The following is a 15,524-nucleotide window of genomic DNA, read 5'->3' as shown; positions in this document are numbered from 1 at the left end:
TTTAGTTTATATTGTCGCTGCCGAAACAGCCTTTTTCTTCTTCACCAACATACGTTTCGTGCGTTTCACGAATTTGGGCGGTTCCATTTCGTAGAAACAGATGTGCAGCCCGATGGCCCGTGTCATGAGAAGGTCATCATGCTTGCCAACTACCGCACCGAAAGCCCCGTTGGGCTTCTTCTCATAAACCAAATACTCATCGAGGCAACGGCGGTCACGCTCAATGTAAGCGTTCTCGCGGATGGCCTTCACGAGCGTAGAAATGACCATCGGCTTGGTGGCCACGTTGGTATGGAAGCCGTATTTGGTGGGTAGTCCTGCCATAATATCTTCTTCGGACTGCTTGCGAGCATAGAGGTTCGGGTAGACGTTCTTTATCTGATTGAGGATAAACTGCGACTGGTCGCCGTCCACGTCCCGTTCCTTGTCGTGAGTTTCGAGGGTGTTACTTTCAATGACCAGTAGGGAATTGTCGTAGAAGGCTGCAATCTGTGCCGCCTTCCATGCAAGCAAGTCGATATCACAGTGGCCGTACCATTGCGCCACGACCACCGGCTTGCCTCCGTCCGCCATAAACAGACGGTCGAAAACGACGATAACTGACCAGTCCGCCTTATTGGAGCGACCGCCCACATCGACCACCGTCAGGTAACGATTGAGTACCTTTTCCGATTCGTCCACCTCCGGCAACTCCCACACCCAAAGCATCCCTTGCCTGTCCTCTGAAAAGCGCAGGTTCTTCAGCGCATTCTTTCCCTCGTCGGCATCGGCATAGACGTCACCCACGTAGCGCGGCTTCTTGCAATAGCGGTCGAAGTCCTCGACCTTATATTTGTCGAACACCATCGTTCCGGAATGGACGAACGCCTCTATATCATCAGACGGATATTCGGAAGCCATTGAAGCATGGTCGTTGTACTTGGCACGTTCGAGGATATACCAGTTGATGGCTTCTAGCGTAGCCCCTTTCTCCCACAATGCCCAAAGATAGCGTCCGCTTTCCTCACGTGCAGAAGAGACGTTGGCATTCTCCCGATTGTCGTACAGACGGGCTGCAAAGGCTTTGATGTCGTCTAGCGGCTGTGAATATTTCTCAATGTCGAACCACGACACGAACATCGCTTCAAACTGCGAATCACCTTTCTTTGCCGCATCGTATTCACGCTGGAAGAAATTGCCCGTTCCGTTTGCCGTGCTTTCGTAGACAATCATCGTGTAAGGTCGGTAGAGGACACCCGAACAGGCGGAGCGCACGATATCCTCCGGTTTTTTCCCCTCGGTGGCTTTCCACAAGCCCACCTCGGAAAGATGAACAAGACTGTAGTCGCCACCACGGCAACCATCAGGACGTTCCGCCGTGCCAATCTTTATTTTGCAATTACGTTGCGGAACCCGGTAGATGCTGCCCGACTTGCCCACACCCACCAGCTTCGGTTCATTCTCTTTATAGGCTTCGCTCAGCTCATGAAGCATTTCGACCGGATATGCCTTGATCATGCGGTCGAACATGTCTTTTATTTCATCAGAGCCTGTTCCCTGGTGCGCAATGATGAGCGAGTTCAGACCCACCTTGTGGATAAGTTGCAGCCACGCCATGTAAATCTGTGAAGTGGTAGAGCCTCCCCACTGGCGAGCCTTAAGCAGGACTATGCGTATAGGCTTCCCTGCTTTTCGCAGCTTTTCAAGCCTTTCAACAAACCGCCGTTGCGGACGTGTCAGCCGGAAAAGCACATCGTCGCCGCCGTCCTTGTTCTTGATATAGACCAGCGTGGCCGCCCAGAAAGCGAAGTCGTAGCGGTAGCGCAGGCGGACAAACTGCTCGATGACCTTCAGGCGGTCTGCCTCGTTGTATTTGACTTCCATGCAATCTGTCAGGAACGCACGGATAGAGCCACACTCGACAAGCTGGCGAACAAGCGGCACTTTCATCATTTCGACCGGCACCCATTGCGTTTGAATGGGAAAATCGTCGATTACGATTTTCTTCCGCTCCCCTACCGAACCATATCCGGTAACGGGGTCGAACTTGGCGTAGATCTCCGCATTGCGCCGTTCGTTCTCTTTGATAATCTCCTGTATGGCCTTTTCCCGTACCGTCATCGCTTTATGTGTATTGGTTTGTTTAGCAAGGCGGCCATGAAGCCGCAGAGATAACAGTACAGATGCAGCCAGGCATTGGTGTTCGGCATGAGGAAGCCGATAGCGATGTAGAAGAGCATCCAGCATTGGAAATACACCCTACGCAGCACCTCGAAGGAGATCGAGCCGAACAAGACATAGACCACGCCCGAAAGTCCAACCGTAGGATTATCGAAAGGCAAGAATGAACCGAGCATATTTACAGGCACAGTAACGGCTATAAGATAAGCTGTGAGCATCCGCTTCCACGTAACATTGTAGAGAAACGCCAATGAAAGCAACCACCAAGCGTTCAACGTTGCATGAAGCACACCTGAATGGAAGAAGGGATATAGCAAACGCCCAGCCAAAGGGGCATGCGCATAGATGCCAACCGAATGCCAGTCGGCAATGTGGAAGCACGACAAGACCGTCTCCCCCAATGCAATCACAACAGCCGTAATCTTTTCAACTTTTCCTGCACCCATTTCTTACGAGCCTTACAAATCATGATTTTCGCACTTCCCGGAGCGAGATAAAACTTAGGTGCAGGTTGCGCCACTACAATGCAGCAACATTCCTTGACAGTGAGTTCCGGTCTCCTTTTCTTCAAATCAAGCACTCTTTTCAGTATTTCCTCGAACATCTCACGTTTCAGCGGACGCATCCCCTTCAACGGAACACCTCTCAGCATGGCGTATATGACCTTGGTCGCCCGTATTTCGCTGACCCAAAAGCGCATGGATTCCATGTTGATAATAGCAGCATACACATCGGGCATACGGATATAAGCGCAGGACGAAATGTATTCGTCATACGCCCGCATAAGGTCTTGCATACGCTCTTCGGTGTATTCCATCATTGCTCCGTGGTGCTTCATAGAATCCGTTATCTATGTTTCAAAGTTAAGTGTTGGAGCGTAAAAAGTTATACCGTGTATCCGCTTCCGTTACTCTAAATTTGCATTGTTACAAATCAAGAATCAATTAAAAATCAAGAATATGCCTGATAAGACAACAGTTAAGAGCAACCGCGACCGATACGCGGAACGGGCGAAGGCGGCACATCCCGACCGTGAATACGCAGACGATGAAGCCTTGTGGGGGCAAGTTAATGAAGATTACGACGGTTACGACAAGGAACTGGCCGGGTACAAGGAACGGGAAAAAGCCTTCTCCGACCTGTTTACCAGTGACCCGAGAAGCGCGGCCTTCCTGACGAACTGGCGCAAAGGCGGCAATCCTGCCGTGGAACTGGTGCGTATGTTCGGTGATGACTTCTTAGAGGAACTAAAAGACCCTGCCAAGCAGGAAGAGCTTGCCAAGGCCAGCAAGGACTATGCGGAGCGACTTGCCAAAGAAAAGGAATTTGACGAGCAGTATCAAAAGAACATCTCCGAAACACTGAACACCCTTGAATCCATGCAACAGACAGATGGTGTGAGCGATGATGAGATTGACCGTGCCATGGAGTTCCTCGTAGGCATCGTAAAGGACGGCATTGTCGGGAAATTCTCTCCAGAAAGCATACAAATGGCCTTCCGTGCAATAAACCATGATGCGGATGTAGAAACCGCTGCACGGGAAGGCGAAGTGAAAGGTCGGAACACCCGAATCGAGGAACGGCTTCGCCGCAACCAGCGCGGAGACGGTACCGCCAACCTTGACGGAAAGAACGGAGGCGGCGGCAGGGCAAGGGACATGCCCGACCTGGGTGCATTGAACCGCTATGACGACGGCGGTCAGACCATTTGGGAGCGCGGAGGGGAACGACGAAGACCTGTCCGATGAGAATCAACTTAAAGAAAACAGTTCATAATCAATAACCAATTAAAATCACAGAGAAATGAAGATGTTAAAGAAAAGTACAAGTTTTCTGTATCACGTGATGCTGACGTTGCTGGCATTCGTGATTGGCGCATCGAGCGGCGTGACGATGGCCGCAGCCAGCAATCTGCCCGATGCCGGTAAGACCAACGCAGGTGCGGAAGGTGACGGAGGCAGTGACTCTACTGCCGGTATTGCCACTGAGACACAGGGACGTGTGGACGGCGACCCGAATTTCTACATGGCGGACGTAGACAAGCGCATTGTCAAAATCCGCCCTATGGCAAGCCCTATCGACCAAATCAGCCGCTACGCCAAATCTACCAGTTGCGACAGCTTCGAGGTGAAGTATTACAGCGTGGGTACGCGAGAAATCAAGTGTATGACCACCGATGCCGTTACCGCCATGTCAAGCGGTGCCAGCACGAAACTTCCGGTAAGTGATGCCAACATGTTTACGCTGGACGACACTATCCGCGTAGTCGGTGTCAAGGGCGTGACCAATCCCGACACAGGACAGGCATACGACGCAGAAGACCCCAACACGCCTGACCTTGTGCTGTGCGTGTGCGGCAAGGACGCGACAACGAACATGCCGACGGTGTATGCCGTGAACGGCGCAATGGATTCGTCGAGCAAGCAACCGATATGGGTTCCATCCATTCCACAGAACACGGTACTTGTGCGCATGGGTAAGGCGTGCGGCGAGCTTGACGTGCAGACGGGGCGCTTCAACAACATCCCGATGCCCGAGACGCAGTATTGCCAGAACTTCATGATTCAAATCGAGCAGTCCACATTTGACAAGATTGCCAAGAAGGAGGTGAACTGGAGCTTCTCCGACATCGAGGAGGACGGCATCTATGACATGCGCCTTGCGATGGAGAATACTTATCTTTTCGGAGTGAAGAACGCCATCAAGCACGTGACGAAAGACGGCATGATTACGTGGTTCACCGGCGGCTTGTGGTGGATGGCAGGCAAGGATATCGAAGTAGGCGAATGGGATGCCGACAAGCAATGTGCCATCATTTCGGATGACAACTTGGTTGACATCACGAAAGACCTGTTCGTAGGCACGGGCATCGGTAACAAGCGCAAGATTCTGTTCTGCGGCTCGGATATGCTCTCCGCCTTCTCGAAAATCAAGAGCGAGAAGTTCCGCCTGAAGGAGACGGTGGAAGTGTGGAACCTGAAGTTCAAAAGCTGGGATACCGACTTCGGCGAGGTGCTGACCATCCATCATGAACTGTTCGACATGAACGGCATGAGCGACTGCGGCTTTGCGATGGATCCCGAATACCTGTCGAAGAAAACTCATGTAAGCTGGGCTCGCAACGTGCTTGACTTGCAAAAAGCCGGTATCCGCCGCACGGATGCGGTAGTGATTCAGGAGGTAAGCTGTCTGTACCTGCGCTACGCAAAGGCACACGCCCGCATGAGACTGGCCAAAGCGCCCACTGCGTAGTGATTCCGGAGATACCGGTAGTTAAACAATATGTAATAATTCAGGGAGGGAAAACCTCCCTGAATAAACCTTTCAAAGAGGATAGTATATGATAAAGCAATATAAATCAAAGACCGCAATCAGCGTCAATGTCGTACTGCCAAGCAAGAAGAGCATACACATTGCATTTGCCGCCCAATCGGACGGTAGCAGCGTGTATGTGACCGACAATGCCAACATCCAATATGCGCTGGAGCACCATTACAAGTATGGCAAGCTGTTCAGACTCGTGGACGCAAGGGACGATAAAGAGGAACCCGAAAGCCATAATCCCGAGACAACGGATGAAAATCCGGAGAGCAAAATCCGGACAGTGGAAGTGAGCGACTTGGCGGCGGCAAAAGACTTCTTGGCCGATACGTTCGGCATCAGCCGTACTTCGCTGCGATCGGAGAAAGCCATCCTCTCAGCGGCACAGGAGCATGGCATTAAGTTTGACGGACTGTAAAATCATAGAAGATGGCCATATACCAACTTGATGAGATTGCCAAGGATGTACGCATCGCACTTGACCATAACATGACAAGCGACGTGCTGGCCGAGCTGAGGGACGTGGATACCCTTTCGCTGGATGAAATCATCCAATCGAAGATTACAGAAGCCGTGACCCGAGTGCACAGCGAAGCCCCTTCGTACCTGCTTGATGGAGGTTACAATTTCGGGGATGCCGTGTATTGGGGAGAGTTAGAAAGCGGCTGGGTGTTGCTGCCGGAGGATTTCATGCGACTGGTGGTGTTCCAAATGAACGATTGGGCACGAGCCGTGTACCATGCCATCAGTGAGGACGACCCAGAATATGAATTGCAGAGTAGCCGGTTCAAAGGCATACGGGGCACTTCCCAGAAACCGGTATGCGCCATCGGCATACGTCCGGAAGGGAGGGTGCTGGAATTTTATTCCTGCAAAAGCACGAAGGCAATGGTAAGCAAGGCCGTCTACCTACCTTATCCTAGAATTGATGACGCCGGAGGTATTGAAATCTGCCGCCGGTGTTACATGGCCGTGATTTACACTGCGGCTTCATTGGTATTGACAACATACGGCGACGTGGAGAAGAGCAACGCGTTGGCCGAGCTAGCTAAATCTGCATTAATATGAGTTCGATAAGGACAACACAAGTGGATGGTGACGTGGCAGTTGGTCGCAACGTAAACATTGGAGGAAAATTCACCACACAGGGCAGCGGACATGTGAAAGGGGGCTTGAAAGTGGACGGCTGGTTGGAAGCAAAGAACGTGAAAGCAGCCAGCAAGGGCATGTTTCGTAGTGTGGAAGAGCTCGATGCCGCCTATCCCAACCCCAAAGAGGGATGGTGGGCCATTGTGGGCAAGTCGTTGCCAGGAACCATCTACGTAGGCCATGAAGGCGCATGGACGGACACCGGCGGAACGGGAGGCAACCCAGAGGTAGACTTGGATACCTATTACCAAGGGCTTCAAACTTCCATAGAGGAATGGGAGGCGACCGTGGAAGACACTCTGGATAACATGGAAGCCGGTATGGCTGAAAGGGAAAAAACGATGAACGAACAGTTGAAAACCATGTCGAAGAACATCGCCTCTCTGCAAGCCTCTCACGTGGTGCTGAGCGAATCAGCGTATACAGCCTTGGTAGAGAAAGACCCCGCGAAGCTGTACCTCGTTTATGAAGATGAGGAAGGAGGCGCAGGATGATACGTATCGGGGGACGCAAGATTGGAGCCGTTTATGCGGGACACCGTGCACTGTCAACCATCTACCAAGGTGCGCGGCTGGTATGGCAGGCCGTGCGCTCCTGCTTCGGGGCGGGCTTATGGGTGAACGTAAAGCCTTGGCTGAACGAGGAAGGCTGGAGGAATAATTGACAATCGTTTCAATTGACAATGGACAATTGACAATTGACAATCGTTTCAATTGACAATTGACAATGGACAATTGACAATCGTTTCAATGGACATCCTATTCAATTGACAATGGATAATGTGTAACGTGTTTTAATCAATCAGGTTATGGCAAAACTATATGACGAGAAGATAACGAAGGCAACGGACTGGGGCGGCGACGAGTCGACCGGCGGGTTGCCGGTGTCGGGAAGACGTGTGCAGGAATTTATCAAGGGAGAGCTGGGACGGCGTGCCGGGGTGTTCCATTACGACACGGCGAACAACCGGTACCTGGTGTTTGCCGACGGGGAGAGCCGGGACCGGTACCTGGAGAATCCGGACCTGAAGGACCTGCTGCTGGGTGCATTCGATGCGCCGTTCAACTACTCGGCGAAGATTGAGCTACTCACCCCGATGTATAACGCGGTGCAGGCAGGCTCGAAGGGCAACCGGGTGGAGTTCAGCTTCGACACCCAGAACAAGCAGGGGCAGTCGATGGGTGAGAATGTGCTGTGCACGTACACCATCCGCCGGGGGACGTACAAGCAGACCGTGACGGAACAGTATGCTCCGGGGAAGGTGGTGAGTTTCCCCCTGGATGACTACCTGAACGAGGGGACGAACCATGTGACGGTAGCCATCCAGGGAGTGAACACCCTGGCTGCCACCAGCCTGACGCTGACCTATCGCGTGGTGAACCTGAGCATCTCCTGTGAGACGGACGTGGCACGGGTGTACGACCTGAGCGAGGGCGCACAGACACTGGAGGCCGTGGTGAACGTGAGCGGTTACGGAATCAAGGTGGTGGAGTGCTATCTGGACGGTGAGCTGCTGCCGGCGTCGAAGGAAGACGACGAGGTGGTGGAACTGTCGTCGCGCCGGACGCGCTACATCCCCCTGGCGGACCTGCAACAGGGTACCCACAGCCTGCAGGTGCGGGCACGGACGAACGTGGAGGGGGAGGACTTCTTCAGCGACACGCTCTATCGGGAGTTCATGGTCTATACCGGCGCGGGGAGCGATACGCTCTTTGCCATCGAGACGACAATTCCTGCGAAGGAGGGCATCGCCCGGGAGCGCAGGCTGTACGGCCTGACACAGTACGTGCCCTACCGGCTGCGTTTCGCCAGTTATACTCCCACCCCGGCACAGTCGGTGACGATGACGGTAGCCCTGGACGGGACGGTGTGCTCGACGCTGGTGTCTGCCAACGGGATAGCCAACGAGGCGGTCATCCTGCCCAAGGCCGACGGGGCGCACACGCTGCGCCTGAGCGACGGGACCGTCACGCACGAGGTTCTCTGCGACGTGCAGTCCACGAGCATGAATATCGGGGAAATCAGCAACGGACTGCGCCTGAGCTTCGACGCGACGGGACGGACAAACCACGACGAACACCCCGAAGTGTATGAGACGGGCGGACAGCCTGCCACCCTGGAGGGATTTGAGTGGAACGAGCGCTCTGGCTGGGACGGCAACGCGTTGCTGCTCGCCGAGGGGAACTCGCTGAGCTTTGCGGAGCGTCCGCTGGGCGGCGACGTGACGGTGAAGGGGCTGACGCTGGAGATGGAGTTCGCATCGACCGGGGTGCGCGATGACGGGGCGGTGCTGCTCGACCTGACAGACAATGCCGGCACCGGACTGCTGGTGACAGCCTCCCGCGTCAGCCTGACCTCGAAGGCGGGCGTCCGGGTGGAGACTCCCTACAAGGACGGGGAGAACAACCGCATAGCCGTGGTGGTGCACCGCCGCACGGGGGAGTCGCTGCAGGGACTGGTAATGATTTACGTGAACGGCGTGCCGGAGCGCGCCGCCGCCTACCTGCCGGGAGACAGCTTCCGGTGTGAAAAGGCGCTGCGCATCGCAGGGACGGCAGCTGCGGGCATGCGTTTGCGGAGCATCCGCCTGTATGACGCTCCCCTCTCCTCGGACCAGCTGCTGAACAACTACATCCTCTACCGCGAGAGCGTGGAGGAGATGACCGCGGTGTATGAGCGGAACGACATCTACGAGGAGGGGACTACGGACTTCTCCCCCGAACGGATGGCGGGACGGCTGCCGGTGATGGTCATCACGGGTGACATCCCTCTGCTGGAGAACACGACCGACAAGAACCTGCAGACGGTGGTGGACATCGAATACCGCAACCTGCAGGACCCGTCGCGCTCGTTCACACTGAAGCGTGCCGCCCTGCGCCCGCAGGGTACGTCGTCGATGGGATACCCGAAAAAGAACTTCCGCTTCTACACCCGGCGGAGGGACGACACGGTGCTGCTGGATGCTGACGGGAAGGTGGTGAAGGACCGCCTGTATGCCTTCAAGCGGGGAGCACAACCGGTGGACTGCTGGTGCCTGAAAGCGGACTATGCGGAGTCGTCTGGGACGCACAACACGGGTGTGGCGCGGCTGTGGAACAAGGTGATGTATGATGCCGTCGTCGACGGGGAGTACCGGCTGCGCACGCAGGCCCAGCAGGCGGCGGTGAAGGCAGGCTATGAGTATGACGTGCGGACGACGGTGGACGGATTCCCCATTGCGCTGTTCTACAGGATGAGCGAGAACGACCCGCTCATCTTCATCGGCAAGTATAACTTCAACAACGACAAGTCGACCGAATCGGTGTTCGGGTTTGAGGGCATACCGGGCTTTGACAACAGCCGGATGCAGTGCTGGGAGGTGCTGAACAACGGCAACCGGCTCGCGCTGTTCCAGGACGTGGAGGACTGGGATACGGGTTGGGACAAGGCGTTCGAGGGACGCTATCCTGACGGGAACAAGGATACTGCCGACCTGAAGGCATTTGCCGCCTGGATGGTGGGCTGCAAGGATGACGCGGAACGCTTCCGCACGGAGAAGTGGGAGCACCTGGACGTGTGGAAGGTGGCTGCCTACTATGTCTACCTGATGCGCTTCGGCGCAGTGGACCAGACGGTGAAGAACGCGATGTTCACGACCGAGGACGGCGTGCACTGGTTCTTCATCAACTACGACAACGACACGGTGAACGGCCTGACGAACGACGGGCGTCTGATTGTTCCTCCCACCGCGACGCGGACGACACTGGGGGCGGACGGGCAGCCGTACTATGCCGGTGGAGAGTCGGTGCTGTGGAATCGCCTGGAGGAGGATGCCGAGTTCATGGAGGTGGTGCGCAAGGTGGACAACGCGCTCTACACGGCGGGGCTGCGCTATGACAAGGTGATCGAGATGTTCGACGGGCTGCAGGCAGGACGTTGGGTGGAACGGGTGTACAGCCGGGACGCGCAGTACAAGTACATCGGTCCGTATGTGAACGAGGGCATCGACAACCTGTTCATGCTGCAGGGCACGCGGTCGCAGCACCGCCGGTACTGGATTGCCCGGCGCTTTGCCCACTTCGACGCGAAATACATCTCGGGTGGCTATAAGGCGAATTCTCTGGAGATAAAGTGCATCAACAACACGCCTGCCGGACAGGAGTTCTCCATCACCGCCGGGGCGGAGATGGAGTATGGCTATGGCATCAACAACGTGCCGCGCGAGGGGAATGTCGCCCTGCGCGAGAATGAGACGCACCGGTTCACCACGACGGAGACGCTGAACCTGGGGGATCCGATCCGTATCTATGCGGCGCCCTACCTGAAGGGGCTGGACCTGTCGGCTATGGCAGACCGCATCTCCATCCTCTCGCTGGACAAGGTGAGCGAGGAGACGCTGGGCACCCGGCTGGAGCGGCTCGTGGTGGGGCATCCGGAAAAGACGAACACGGTCCTGACCGCGCTGTCGGGACTGGGTAAGGCTACCAACCTGGAAGAGCTGGACGTCCGCGGCCTACAGGCTCTGCACACCCTGGACCTGTCGAAGCACCGGCGGCTGAGGAAGCTGTATGCGGCGGGCAGCGGACTGAGCAGCCTGACGCTTCCGGAAGGCGGCTCGCTGGAGGTGCTGTCGCTGCCGGCAGGTGTCACCCGGCTGGAACTGACGAGGCAGCCCATACTGGCAACGCTGGAGGTGGAGATGAACGGCGTGTCGTACATCGACGTGAAGGGCTGTCCCGGATTGACAGGGGACTTTGCACGCTGGCGCGACTGGCGCAAGAACAAGGCAACGGAGGATGCCGCATGCAGCCTGACGCTGCACGGGGTGAACTGGCACGACGTGGATGCCCAGGAGCTGATAGATTTCCTGTCGCTGAAACGGACGGCTGCCACATTTGACGTGCGCGGACGTGCCGCCCTGCGGGCCATCACGCAGGAGCAGGTGTCGCAGCTGTCCGCCCTGCTTGGCAACGACTGCTTCGAGCTGGGCGCGGTGTTCTCCCTCTCTGCCCCGGAGAGCCTCTTCATCGTTGGCCGCACGGAACTCAAAGCCGGAGAGTCTGAGCAATACCGTGTCGTGGCGTTCAACACGAAAGGAAAGATGGAGGGGGAAGTGGAGTTTAAGCGTAACGAATCTTCTTCCCATTTTGACATCACGAAAGACGGACTTGCTACGACCCGCAAATTCATTGGTGGAAGATTTCGTACAAGCGTCAAAGTTCTATTTAAACCTGTCGGAGAGCTGAGTATCACAAAAGTGTTTACGGTATACACAACCGGATTTAAAGGTCTAGAAACGGCAGAAATTGACGGAAGAGCTCTATTGAAGAGCGGAGAAGAAAATGTCTTTACCGCGAGCCTGGCCCCAGCGGACTATGAAACCCAGCTGACCCCTAAGTGGACATTGTCCGGAGAGGGGGCAGACACACGGTTGCAAATAGTAGACCCAACACCAACCAGTTGCAAGGTCAAGGTGCTGGATGCAACACCGGGAGAGTACTCACTCAAGCTGGAACTATCACAGGATATGGGCGGAAAAACCATCGTCAGCAATACCTTTAGTGTTACGGTTCTCGGGGAAGATATCGTGATGACTTCCGTCTCCAATCCAAAATTCATGTTCCGCATGCACCGCGCCGGTTTTTCCGCATCCCCCAATAAGCTCACGCAGGAGGAGGCGGATAAAGTAATAGAGTTCCCAGAAGGAGTCTGTAAGGTAGAATCCTACGAAGCCACGCCAGTAGAACCTATAGAACCACTACAACGTTTTCATAATTTGAGAAGGATCGGAAGTGATGCTTTCTCTGGTTTCAGAGGGAAAGGACAATTAATCATTCCTGACAGCGTGGAAGAAATACTCTCCGGAGCCTTCTCTGGCATGAACTATGTCAGCGGAGAAGTGATGCTACCTAAAAGACTACGTATTCTCCAATCAAACGCCTTTCAGGGAAGCAGCATTGAAAGTATTGCCATTCCGGAGGGAATCACTGGTATCCCCGAAAAATCCTTTTATTACTGTTCAAAACTGAAAAAAGTATCACTGCATTCAGGGGTGACGGGCATTAGTTATCGCGCTTTTAGTTTCTGCGGAATTGAATCAATAGAGATCCCATCGTCTGTTAAAAACATTTCTGCAGAAGCTTTTTTGGGAAGTTCGCTCAAACGGATAACTCTACCCTCAACCCCTATAAGCTTGGGGATGTCCTGTTTCAAAAATACTAAAATTGAATCTTTCCGCGTAACAGAAAATATTACAATGGATACAGGTATAGTAAGTGAATGTCTGCAACTGAAAGAGCTTATCATAGAGAAGAATATGAAGACCACTCCTTCTTTTATGTGCAATGGTTGCTCCTCGTTGGCTAGTGTGATCTTGTCTGAAGGGGTGAGGACTATAGGAAAAAATTCCTTTTCCAGATGTTCTTCGTTGGCTAGTGTGATCTTGCCTGAAGGGTTGGAAACTATAGACAGAGAGGCCTTCGCCGATTGTTCCTCGTTGACTAGTGTTACCTTTCCTGAAGGGTTGAAAGAGATAGGGAGTTATGCTTTCCAGCGTTGTTCCTCGTTGACTAGTGTTACCTTCCCAAGGTCTTTAACAGGTCTAGGTGACGATGTTTTTGAGAGCTCAGGAGTTGTAGAAGTGACATGGAAAAGCTTGCCGCCCCTACATCTTTTAAGACCTACGACATTTAGAAGATGTATCATTGACATAGATAATTATCACTATCCAGAAATTACTGACTATATCCCGAACTACTTCTTCTCTAATGTACGGATGAAGAATGGGACGTTCCCTATACCGGAGACGGTAACGTGGGTAGGGAGCGCTTTTGCATACGCTATCGGGCTCACCCACCTATCCATTCCGCCAGCAGCTCTCAGAAATACCAGCTTTGTTAACTTTAGCGGAACCGATATCGAAGAGATGAGGGTACCGGATGGGGTTACATCATTAGGAAGAAATTTTGCTGATTGTAAAAAGTTACGTAAAGTGACTCTACCGGAAGGTATCACTTCGTTAGAAGGCACATTTGCCGGCTGCTCTGTATTGGAAAGTATCACTATTCCAGAATCGGTCACCTACTTAAATGCCACTTTTAATGAGTGCATCAACTTAAGAACTATTATATGCAAGCCAAAAACTGCCCCCGTGTTGGAAAGAAATCCAGGCCCTTATGGGGACAGATATAGAGCGACATATGGTCATATCTTTGGATTTAACGAAACAACCTATACTGGACGGAATACCTACAACACTGGGGAAAACCGACTAATTGTCCCAGTTGAATCTAGTTGTTATACTTGGGGAGACTGGGGCGACATCCTGTTGAACAAGGAAAAATGTGGCTTCACTCTACAACAAACATTATGAGTATGTATACGAAAAAGAATCATCTTTATGCAGAGCCCGGGAAATACCTGAAGGGAACCGGCTTCATCGGGTTTGACGTGGAGGGGGATGCTTCCACCTTCACTGAACACGACATCGACCTGACGGACCTGACGGTGCGTGAGGGACTGCTGGTATGCTCCGGGGGAGACATCGTGATGGCATACCATCCGGAGTATGGATATGACGAGTACAAGCGATACTTCATCCGAATGCGCTACTCGAACGATGACCAGATAGCCATCATGCTCAACCGTGAGAACGGTGGAGAGGACCTGGAGGAATATGAACGGATGCAGGCGTGGCGCGAGTGGTCAGCCGGCATGGCAAAGAGGGTGCTGGCACTGCCTGTGGAGGGAAACGGAGGATAAATAGGATTGACAGAGGTACGTTCCGTGGATTATACATGCGACGTCGTAGTTATCAATTATCAATTAAAAAAATATGGAACATTTAAACGAATGGGTAAGCATCGTGGGCGGGATGGTATCGAGTATCATTCTACCGCTGCTGGGCGCGCTGCTCTACCACGACCAAAAGCGGCGCAAGGAAGAGGCTACAGCCCGCGCCGCCGAAGCGGACAATATCACCAGCTACGCTGCCGAGTGGCGTAAGAACTATGAGGAGGAAAAAGCTACCAACAAGGAGCTGAACGCGAAAATCGACCAGCTCTATGCCGAGAAGAATGACGACCGTGGCAGCATCCGCGAACTGATGTCTCGCAACCAACAGCTGGAGCTGGAGAACCAAGCCCTGAAATTCAAGAAGTGCGAGGTACGCGGCTGCAAGGACAGGAGACCGCCGAGCGATTACTGATTTTTTAGTTAACGAGGGGATGAGGATTTAGTTGGCAAGGAGACCCTTGTTAACTGGTCCACTGAACTTGTCTCCTCCCCCCCCCCATAAAAAATTCTAAAGACCTATGAAAGTATTGATAGACAACGGCCACGGGGCGAACACCCCGGGCAAGCGGTCGCCCGACGGGCAGCTGAGGGAGTATGCCTATGCCCGCGAGATTGCAGAGCGGCTGGAGACGGAACTGCGCAAGCGCGGCATCGAGTCCGAGCGCATTGTGAAGGAAGAGCTGGACGTGCCTCTCTCAGAGCGCGTTCGCCGCGTGAACGAATATAAGGCATCGGAGGCCGTGCTCGTTTCCATCCACGTGAACGCGGCGGGCATGGGCGACCAATGGAAGTCGGCCCGCGGCTGGGAGTGCTGGACTTCTCCTGGGCGGACGAAGGCGGACAAGCTGGCCACGTGCCTCTACGACGCGGCCCGCCTTCAGGGCTTCAAGACGCGCGAGGACAGCACCGACGGCGACCCTGACAAGGAGGGGCACCTTTATCTTCTTCAACACACGCGTTGCCCAGCGGTGCTGACGGAGAACCTCTTTCAGGACAACCGTGAGGATGTGGACTTGCTGCTGTCTGCAGCAGGGAAGGCTTCCGTCGTGGAGCTGCATGTGAAGGGGATATGCTCTTATTTACAATTGACTTAAATCCCAATCGGTCATTAGACCGCTTTA

At 54.0% G+C, this 15,524-nt stretch carries 13 protein-coding genes; 10 read left to right on the top strand and 3 right to left on the bottom strand.

The features are described 5' to 3' along the window. Positions 1 to 6 precede the first annotated feature (6 nt). From M3087_RS02700 to M3087_RS02690, 3 genes are read right to left on the bottom strand one after another with little or no spacing between them, the layout of a single operon-like run. The gene (locus tag M3087_RS02700; protein ID WP_249093567.1) at positions 7 to 2,100 is read right to left on the bottom strand and encodes a terminase; all 2,094 of its coding nucleotides are present in this window, start codon (positions 2,098 to 2,100) and stop codon (positions 7 to 9) included. Then, the gene (locus M3087_RS02695; RefSeq protein WP_249093565.1) at positions 2,097 to 2,606 is read right to left on the bottom strand and encodes a rhomboid family intramembrane serine protease; all 510 of its coding nucleotides are present in this window, start codon (positions 2,604 to 2,606) and stop codon (positions 2,097 to 2,099) included. Before M3087_RS02695 ends, M3087_RS02700 begins: the two co-directional genes overlap by 4 nt. Beyond that, on the bottom strand, positions 2,567 to 2,980 hold the full coding sequence (locus tag M3087_RS02690; RefSeq protein ID WP_249093563.1) for a hypothetical protein: 414 nt from the start codon (positions 2,978 to 2,980) through the stop codon (positions 2,567 to 2,569). Before M3087_RS02690 ends, M3087_RS02695 begins: the two co-directional genes overlap by 40 nt. A gap of 139 nt (positions 2,981 to 3,119) precedes the next feature. Between M3087_RS02690 and M3087_RS02685 the strand changes: the two genes are divergently transcribed. The 10 genes from M3087_RS02685 (at position 3,120) to M3087_RS02640 (ending at position 15,497) form a co-directional block, all read left to right on the top strand. Beyond that, positions 3,120 to 3,908 carry a hypothetical protein gene (locus M3087_RS02685; protein ID WP_249093561.1) on the top strand — a complete coding sequence of 263 codons (789 nt, stop codon included), beginning with the start codon at positions 3,120 to 3,122 and terminating at the stop codon, positions 3,906 to 3,908. A 61-nt stretch (positions 3,909 to 3,969) separates the two neighbouring features. Next, a complete protein-coding gene (locus M3087_RS02680; protein ID WP_249093559.1) occupies positions 3,970 to 5,412 on the top strand; it encodes a hypothetical protein in 1,443 nt (480 codons plus the stop codon). Positions 5,413 to 5,500: 88 nt separating this feature from the next. Beyond that, the gene (locus M3087_RS02675) at positions 5,501 to 5,899 is read left to right on the top strand and encodes a hypothetical protein (RefSeq protein WP_249093558.1); all 399 of its coding nucleotides are present in this window, start codon (positions 5,501 to 5,503) and stop codon (positions 5,897 to 5,899) included. Positions 5,900 to 5,910: 11 nt separating this feature from the next. Beyond that, positions 5,911 to 6,549, top strand: a complete 639-nt coding sequence (locus M3087_RS02670) for a hypothetical protein (RefSeq protein WP_249093556.1) — start codon at positions 5,911 to 5,913, stop codon at positions 6,547 to 6,549. Continuing rightward, positions 6,546 to 7,124, top strand: coding sequence for a hypothetical protein (locus M3087_RS02665; protein ID WP_249093554.1), 579 nt, complete (start codon positions 6,546 to 6,548; stop codon positions 7,122 to 7,124). Before M3087_RS02670 ends, M3087_RS02665 begins: the two co-directional genes overlap by 4 nt. Then, complete coding sequence (locus tag M3087_RS02660) at positions 7,121 to 7,294, top strand: MFS transporter (RefSeq protein ID WP_249093553.1); 174 nt, start codon at positions 7,121 to 7,123, stop codon at positions 7,292 to 7,294. The genes M3087_RS02665 and M3087_RS02660 overlap by 4 nt, the downstream gene beginning before the upstream one ends. Positions 7,295 to 7,438: 144 nt before the next feature. Then, positions 7,439 to 13,981: a leucine-rich repeat domain-containing protein gene (locus M3087_RS02655; protein WP_249093550.1), complete on the top strand. Its 6,543-nt coding sequence runs from the start codon at positions 7,439 to 7,441 to the stop codon at positions 13,979 to 13,981. 2 nt (positions 13,982 to 13,983) lie between these two features. Beyond that, positions 13,984 to 14,370: a hypothetical protein gene (locus tag M3087_RS02650; RefSeq protein ID WP_249093548.1), complete on the top strand. Its 387-nt coding sequence runs from the start codon at positions 13,984 to 13,986 to the stop codon at positions 14,368 to 14,370. Positions 14,371 to 14,443: 73 nt separating this feature from the next. Further along, positions 14,444 to 14,815, top strand: coding sequence for a hypothetical protein (locus M3087_RS02645; RefSeq protein ID WP_249093545.1), 372 nt, complete (start codon positions 14,444 to 14,446; stop codon positions 14,813 to 14,815). A gap of 106 nt (positions 14,816 to 14,921) precedes the next feature. Next, complete coding sequence (locus M3087_RS02640) at positions 14,922 to 15,497, top strand: N-acetylmuramoyl-L-alanine amidase (RefSeq protein WP_249093543.1); 576 nt, start codon at positions 14,922 to 14,924, stop codon at positions 15,495 to 15,497. Positions 15,498 to 15,524: the final 27 nt, after the last annotated feature.

This window comes from Mediterranea sp. ET5 (genome assembly GCF_023337025.1).
Taxonomy (GTDB): Bacteria; Bacteroidota; Bacteroidia; order Bacteroidales; family Bacteroidaceae; genus Phocaeicola_A.
The sequence above is the reverse complement of the archived record's forward strand: the minus strand, read 5'-3'. Positions and strand labels throughout refer to the sequence as shown.

Coding starts and splice junctions, on each gene's coding strand:
- M3087_RS02665 (WP_249093554.1), top strand. CDS start 6,546: ATGAGTTCGATAAGGACAACACAAGTGGATGGTGACGTGGCAGTTGGT.
- M3087_RS02640 (WP_249093543.1), top strand. CDS start 14,922: ATGAAAGTATTGATAGACAACGGCCACGGGGCGAACACCCCGGGCAAG.
- M3087_RS02660 (WP_249093553.1), top strand. CDS start 7,121: ATGATACGTATCGGGGGACGCAAGATTGGAGCCGTTTATGCGGGACAC.
- M3087_RS02675 (WP_249093558.1), top strand. CDS start 5,501: ATGATAAAGCAATATAAATCAAAGACCGCAATCAGCGTCAATGTCGTA.
- M3087_RS02685 (WP_249093561.1), top strand. CDS start 3,120: ATGCCTGATAAGACAACAGTTAAGAGCAACCGCGACCGATACGCGGAA.
- M3087_RS02645 (WP_249093545.1), top strand. CDS start 14,444: ATGGAACATTTAAACGAATGGGTAAGCATCGTGGGCGGGATGGTATCG.
- M3087_RS02700 (WP_249093567.1), bottom strand. CDS start 2,100: ATGACGGTACGGGAAAAGGCCATACAGGAGATTATCAAAGAGAACGAA.
- M3087_RS02670 (WP_249093556.1), top strand. CDS start 5,911: ATGGCCATATACCAACTTGATGAGATTGCCAAGGATGTACGCATCGCA.
- M3087_RS02690 (WP_249093563.1), bottom strand. CDS start 2,980: ATGATGGAATACACCGAAGAGCGTATGCAAGACCTTATGCGGGCGTAT.
- M3087_RS02695 (WP_249093565.1), bottom strand. CDS start 2,606: ATGGGTGCAGGAAAAGTTGAAAAGATTACGGCTGTTGTGATTGCATTG.
- M3087_RS02655 (WP_249093550.1), top strand. CDS start 7,439: ATGGCAAAACTATATGACGAGAAGATAACGAAGGCAACGGACTGGGGC.
- M3087_RS02680 (WP_249093559.1), top strand. CDS start 3,970: ATGTTAAAGAAAAGTACAAGTTTTCTGTATCACGTGATGCTGACGTTG.
- M3087_RS02650 (WP_249093548.1), top strand. CDS start 13,984: ATGTATACGAAAAAGAATCATCTTTATGCAGAGCCCGGGAAATACCTG.